The organism is Sulfuricaulis sp. (genome assembly GCF_041499725.1).
GTDB lineage: Bacteria > Pseudomonadota > Gammaproteobacteria > Acidiferrobacterales > Sulfurifustaceae > Sulfuricaulis.
Window position 1 is genome coordinate 1 of record NZ_JBGQKW010000121.1, and the last position, 5,325, is coordinate 5,325.

The window sequence follows — 5,325 nt, forward strand, 5'->3', positions numbered from 1 at the left end:
ATCTGATGACAGGCCATGCAATTGCCTTTGGCTCGGTCAATGACGACACAGCCGCCCTGCGTGACGGCATCCTTGGGCGGATTGTCCTTGTCATTGCACGTCTTGGCGTCTGGCGCCTGCCCTCCCGCTTGTACGGCAGGGACATTCAGCAGCACCCCCAGCCCCAGCAGCACCGTGGTGGCGCCGGTTATGACAATGTGAACGGTTTTCCGCATTGCTCCTCCTGCTTGTTTCCTGTTGAATGAAGCGACCGCTGATTCATTGAGGCGGCACGAAACAACTTAAACATGTTCGATCGGTTGGTTATGCCATGCCTTGGATCGAAGTCGTCTTGCCGCCTCAATAATCTCATCGGTTCTGCATGGGCCCATACAAACACGAAGTGACGTTTCCTTCATGCCCGCCATGAGAAACAAAAGTAGAGTAACCATCTTGCCAAGAATGACAAGCCCCCTAGTTTTGGAGCGCCGGCGCTATATAAGCATCTGTTAATGTACGCCCACATACAAAAGACGGGACCAAATTCAGGCGCCGTCATGACTGGCAAGTGAGACGCGATAACCCTGTTGGATATTCCAAGGCGCGCGGAATCGGCGCCAGACTACTTCCCCTGATAGACCGCCATTTCTTCCTTGATCGCCGCTATCCGGGCCTCGAGACTGGATTGCAGATAGAAATCGTCGCCGGCGTAGCGGGTCGCGAGCTGTAGCTGTTGGATCGCGGCATTGGGATTGCCGCTGAAATAGTAATGTTCCGCGAGGGCCTTGTGGGACTCGTAGGATGATCCCATGCCGCCGGCGGCCTGGGCCAGCATCTGGTATAACACCGGGCTCTCCGGACGCTGCTGCAGCGCCGTTTTGAGCAAATCCCTGGCTTGCCGGTAATGGTCGGTTTTCAGCAGCGCACTGGCGTAATACTGCACCAGCGCTACATGGGAGGACGATTTGGCATAGGCATCGGCGTAAATGCCGAGGGCCTGCTTGTAGTGCGTCATCGCCATCTCAGTTTCCGCCTCGAGGATGCGATACGAAGTTTTGTTCGGCTGACGCTCGATGAGCTTCTGAACCTCGGCGCGCGCCGCCGCCGGCTGACGCGCCCGTAGCAGCGCCACCGCATAGCCGTAACGTTCCGCATCGACGTTACGGTATTTTCCTTGTGCGAGGTTTTCCCTGAAGCCGCGGACAATTTCTTCAGGGTTGCCCTCGGCCAGGGCGCGGATTTTGGCGCGCACGTGCTGGAAATCGTCGCTGTCGGAAACCGGGCGGGCCGGATATTGTTCCGCGCGGTTGCGTGAGTCGGCGATGCGGTTGGTCGTGACCGGGTGTGTGCGCAGGAATTCCGGAAGGCTGGTCTCGTTCAACCGGTTCAGATTCTGCATGTGCTCGAAGAATGTCGGCATGGCGCGCGGATCGAAGTCGGACCGCGCCAGTATTTGCATGCCGATGCGATCGGCCTCTTCTTCGAACGTGCGTGTGTAGTTGATGCCTTTCTGGGCGACCGCCGCGCTGGTCAGCGCGATGGCGGCTTCGCCGCCCTGGTGGCCGGAGCTTGCCAGCAATATACCGGCCAGAATGGCCGCCATGGCCGGCAGAGTGGTGCGTTGCGATTCGGCGATCATTCGCGGAATGTGCCGCTGGGTGATGTGCGCGGTTTCGTGCGCCAGCACCGAGGCGAGTTCCGCCTCGCTCTGGGTCGCCAGTATCAGTCCCGTGTGCACGCCAATGAATCCACCGGGAAGGGCAAAGGCGTTGATGGTCGGATTGTCGATGATAAAAAACCGGAAATCCTGTTGTGGGTTGTCGCTGTGGGACACCAGCTTCCGGCCGAGCGACTGAATGTATTCGCTGACCTCGGGATCGTCCATGAACGCCAGCGTGCGGCGCGACTGACGCATCAGGTCCTCCCCCAGTTTGCGCTCCTGCGCCGGTGAGATGACCGCGAGCGATTCATCACCGAGATCCGGAAGATTGGCTGTGTCGGCGTACGCGGGGGCTTGGCCAAGCTGACACAGGAGGGTTACGGCTAGCAATGCCCGGCAGGACTTACGCCACATGGCCTTTATTGTAGGGTCGTTGCGATAAAACATCGATGTGCACGTGGTGCGCTGTATTCGCGAACTTTGGCTTGATTTGACCGTGTCATTTACTGGCCGTTGACACAAACTGGCGTGATTCACGAGCTGATTCACTGCCGGTTTCGACCGCAAGTGGTTTAGTCAAGTTTCGGCATCTTGTACAAAATTATTTATGCGAGGCAATTACTTTTTCATGCAGGGATTAAGTTTTTGTTATCAAAGGGTTATAGGGATATGGCAGGATATCCCTGGCAATCTTGCCTGTACTTGGCGGGACACTGAAGCCATGGTGATGGTTGACGGCAATGCTCTGTTTAATCCTAAATTAGAATTCTATAATATAGCCGCCTTCATGATTATGAATTTCATCGAAAATTTTTTGACGAGGAGGAAAAATGGCTGATCAAGATCTCGACGCACGCGGATTGAACTGTCCGCTTCCCATTCTGCGCGCCAAGAAAGCGCTGAACACGCTGACCACCGGTCAGACGCTGCGCATCATCGCCACCGATCCAGGATCGGTAAAGGATTTCGAGGCGTTTGCCAAGCAGACGGGCAATCAATTGATGGAGTCCGCCGAATCCAATGGCGAATACTCATTTGTACTGAAGAAGGCGTAATCCCGTCGTAGAAAATCCAACTACTTAAATTTTTGTGGCGGAGATATGGCCGAGCAGGGGTACGACGCACGCGGATTTAACCGTCTGCTTCCTATTCTGCGCGCCAAGAAAGCGCTGAAAACACACATCACCGGTTAGACGCCGCGTAGCGACGCAACCGACCCAGGATAAGAGGGGCACGAATCGTGCCCCTTTTTTTCTGGCCCGCACTTTGTGCAGCATATGAGACATGTCAATTCACCAAGGCATTGAACATGGTTTCCTCTCGAGGGTAATTCTCAGCAGCTATTGACCCGGCACCATGTGTTCCTGAGCGAGGGTAAGTCGCCACCCACTGTTTCATGGAATCCGGGCGCGATCATGCCGGGTCAATAGCGATAATTCGTTCACGGAAAATGACACCATCTCCGTCACGTTCTATCGCCCGGATTATGATATTAAGACCCTGGCGTTGCGCTCACCCGAGTACGTGCAGCTGTCCACCGCCGCGGCGATCACGCTGGGATTGGTCGAGGGCCGCATGCATCGTGCTGCCTGTACGCACAGACTCAATCTCCTGATCACCTACCTCGAAGGCTGCCGGGCCAATTGCGCCTACCGCGGCCTGGCGCGGCATCGGGAAGAGACGTGCGATTATGCCGATCGTAATTTCATCCGCGTTGACTGGCCGGCGGTGCGTTACGAGGAGATCATCGCGCGCGCCAAAAACGGCGATGACAGAAAGCAATTCGAGCGCATGTGTATTTCCATGATCAGCCATTCCAATTCCAATGACGCTACTTTTGCGCTTCTCGAACGCTGGATTCGGGAAGTGCCTCTGATTCTGGTTTCGATTCTTTCAACCCCACGAGGCTGAATTGCGATGACCTGGTGCGGATGCGCGACATGGGGGTAGATATCTTCACGGTGGCTTTGGACGCCGTGACGCCGGAGATCTTTCGATCGCACCTGCGGCCGCAGCGTTGACAGCCCGCACGAGTGGGACAAGTATTGGCGCACGTTCGAATGGGCCGCGGAAATCTACGGGCCGGAGAAATTCGGCGCGCATTTCATCTGCAGCATGGGCGAAACCGAGCCGGAAATCCTAGAAGTGGCGCAGAAAATCCGCGACATGGGTGGCCACAATCACATGTTCGCGTTTTTCCGGAACGCGGCTCGTTGATGGAAGACCGGGAACCTGTGCCGCGCGATAAGTGGCGGTCGGGTGCAACTGGCGCGTTTCTCATTGATTATACCGGCGGGTATGTAAGCCGGATGCGGTTTGACGCCTCGGGCCGTTTGACTGATTTCGGTATGGACAGGGACGCGCTGGCGGAGCTGGTGGATTCCGGAACCGTTTCAGACTTCCGGCTGCCCTGGACATGATAACGATATCTTCGTGTGCAACCGTCCTTATGGCGATTCCATGCCGGTGGATATCCGCTCATTCCCGTTCGTGCTTGGTGTCCCCGTGACGTGGCGCTGGTGCGCCGGCAGATGTGGGGAGACGATGTCGGGACCTGCGATGAGGGGCCATAAATCCGCTGCCAGCCTGCCGAATTCGGCTTATCCTCGATCGCTACGGCACTTATTTTATAAACATATACTAATCAATTAGTTGACATAATATTCTACTAATAACATTAACAATTTGACATTTGATTCGCGTGGACTTTACTTGCTCGTAAGTGTTGCAACTCTGTGACGGTTGTTGTGACTCAGGCAACAACGCACCGTTGAGTGCATAACAATACGGGACTTTTATCAGACTTTAAGAAACAGGTTGGTGCGGGGGTTTTCCCCGACAAGCTAATTCCAACTTGGGCATTATCAAAGCTCTTTTTGAAATTATCACAGGAGCATGACGCTCCTTAACTTTTCGGAGGACGTTGACATGTCGGGCATGAAAAGGAATTTGGTTCTGGCTTTGGCCGTAGCTGCCGCCGTGGCTGCGCCGAGCGCTTTCGCGACAAACGGCTATTTTTCGCACGGTTACGGCATGAAAGCCCTAGGATCAGGCGGCGCTGCGACGGCAATGACGGTAGATGCCTTCGGCGGTGCGAACAATCCAGCGAGCATGGTTTGGGTAGGCAATCGTTTCGATCTTGGTATCAACCTGTTCAGTCCAAATCGCAAGTCTGAGCGAAGTGGTTCAGCTGCCGGAACCAATCTTGACGGTACAGAGGATAGTGATAGTAATGAATTTTTTATTCCGGAGTTTGGTTATAACACCATGCTTAATCCGAACATGTCGTTCGGAGTTACCGTTTACGGTAACGGTGGCATGAATACTAATTATCCTGGCGGATCCATCACAAGCGCGTCGGGTAAGGGCACTTGCAATTTCTTTCAAACCGGTGGTCTCGGCACGATTCAGCCCAGCTATAACCTTCTCTGTGGTAACGGCAGGTTAGGTGTTGACTTAGCGCAGCTTGTTATTGCCCCTACCTTGTCGTACAAGCTTAATTCCACCAACTCTGTCGGTATATCTCCGCTGTTGGGTTATCAGCGCTTCAAAGCCGAAGGACTCCAGGCCTTCGCCGGATTCTCGAGAGACCCGGGCAATCTCACCAACAACGGTTATTCCACTTCAACCGGTTTTGGTGTACGTGTGGGCTGGATGGGTAAGCTCTCAGACAGCGTTACAATGGG

Annotated in this window: 4 protein-coding genes and 1 pseudogene; 3 read left to right on the plus strand and 2 right to left on the minus strand. The window is 54.8% G+C overall.

Annotated features, from left to right (window positions below; all coding sequences use genetic code 11):
• On the minus strand, window positions 1-215 hold a 215-nt coding region (locus ACC569_RS13705; protein ID WP_372524097.1), incomplete at its 3' end, for a hypothetical protein.
• A 386-nt stretch (window positions 216-601) separates the two neighbouring features.
• Window positions 602-2,053 carry a M48 family metalloprotease gene (locus tag ACC569_RS13710; RefSeq protein WP_372524098.1) on the minus strand — a complete coding sequence of 484 codons (1,452 nt, stop codon included), beginning with the start codon at window positions 2,051-2,053 and terminating at the stop codon, window positions 602-604.
• A 416-nt stretch (window positions 2,054-2,469) separates the two neighbouring features.
• Between ACC569_RS13710 and ACC569_RS13715 the strand changes: the two genes are divergently transcribed.
• From ACC569_RS13715 to ACC569_RS13725, 3 genes and pseudogenes are all read left to right on the plus strand, one after another.
• Window positions 2,470-2,694, plus strand: coding sequence for a sulfurtransferase TusA family protein (locus tag ACC569_RS13715; RefSeq protein ID WP_372524099.1), 225 nt, complete (start codon window positions 2,470-2,472; stop codon window positions 2,692-2,694).
• Window positions 2,695-3,097: 403 nt separating this feature from the next.
• A pseudogene (locus tag ACC569_RS13720) lies at window positions 3,098-4,212 on the plus strand (radical SAM protein).
• Window positions 4,213-4,567: 355 nt separating this feature from the next.
• Window positions 4,568-5,325, plus strand: a 758-nt coding sequence (locus ACC569_RS13725; RefSeq protein ID WP_372524100.1) for an OmpP1/FadL family transporter, incomplete at its 3' end; no start/stop codon positions are given.